The 1320-nt window shown below is 43.2% G+C and carries 1 protein-coding gene; it reads left to right on the plus strand.

The window, feature by feature from the left end:
- Nucleotides 1-72 precede the first annotated feature (72 nt).
- Nucleotides 73-1281 carry an IS256 family transposase gene (locus FTU72_RS16180; protein WP_032028744.1) on the plus strand — a complete coding sequence of 403 codons (1209 nt, stop codon included), beginning with the start codon at nucleotides 73-75 and terminating at the stop codon, nucleotides 1279-1281.
- Nucleotides 1282-1320: the final 39 nt, after the last annotated feature.

The following is a 1320-nucleotide window of genomic DNA, read 5'->3' on the forward strand; positions in this document are numbered from 1 at the left end:
GAGACTGTAAATTAAATTGTGTAATTGCCTGAATTTGCTATGTTCATATTCACAACGGAGTCAGGCAACATGATGAACGAACAAAAACTAAAAGACCTTGCAGCAGAATTTGCTAAAGGAATCAAAACAGAAGACGATCTCAATCAATTCACCCGATTGTTGACTAAACTCACTGTTGAAACGGCTCTCAATGCCGAACTTACCGAACATCTCGGACATGAAAAGAATGCTCGTAAGAACGGTTCAAATGCTCGTAACGGTTATTCCAGTAAGACCGTGCTGAGCGATGATGGTGAGATTGAGATCACCACACCACGAGATCGTGATGGCACATTTGAGCCACAGCTAATTAAAAAGAATCAGACTCGTATCACGCAAATGGATAGCCAAATTCTATCCCTTTATGCCAAAGGCATGACTACCCGTGAAATCGTGGCTACTTTCAAAGAAATGTACGATGCTGATGTATCGCCAACGCTTATTTCCAAGGTGACTGATGCTGTTAAGGAGCAAGTCGCTGAATGGCAAAACCGTCCGCTGGATGCACTCTATCCCATCGTCTATATGGACTGTATTGTAGTTAAAGTCCGTCATAATGGCAGTGTTATCAACAAGGCTGTATTCCTTGCCTTAGGCATTAATCTTGATGGACAGAAAGAACTGCTCGGCATGTGGATGGCTGAGAATGAAGGTGCAAAGTTCTGGCTGAATGTCCTGACTGAGCTTAAAAACCGAGGGTTGCAGGATATTCTGATCGCCTGTGTGGATGGACTAAAAGGCTTTCCTGATGCCATTAACAGCGTATACCCGCAAACCCATATCCAGCTGTGCATTATCCATATGCTGCGTAACAGCTTGAAATACGTATCATGGAAAGATTACAAGGCCGTCACTCAGGATTTAAAAGCCGTTTATCAGTCACCTACTGAAGAGGCAGCCTTGATGGCCTTGGATCAATTCGCCCAAACATGGGATGACAAGTACCCACAGATCAGCAAAAGCTGGCGTACACACTGGGAGAATCTAAATACCTTCTTTGCTTATCCAGCCGAGATACGCAAAGCCATCTATACCACCAATGCGATCGAATCATTAAACAGCGTAATACGTCAGGCGATCAAAAAGCGTAAAGTCTTTCCAACGGATGATTCTGTACGTAAAGTGATTTACCTGGCAATTGATGCAGCGTCTAAAAAGTGGAATATGCCTATTCGCGACTGGCGTTTAGCCATGAGCCGCTTTATTATTGAATTCGGTGACCGCTTAAGCAATCACCTTTAAATTGATGAAAAGCAATTACACAAAATTATTTACAGGCTC

Origin of the sequence: Acinetobacter sp. YH12137, assembly GCF_013418535.1 — a bacterium.
Taxonomy (GTDB): Bacteria; Pseudomonadota; Gammaproteobacteria; order Pseudomonadales; family Moraxellaceae; genus Acinetobacter.

What these genes read in the sequence shown, in the direction of transcription:
- FTU72_RS16180 (WP_032028744.1), top strand. Translation starts at nt 73, where the DNA reads ATGAACGAACAAAAACTAAAAGACCTTGCAGCAGAATTTGCTAAAGGA.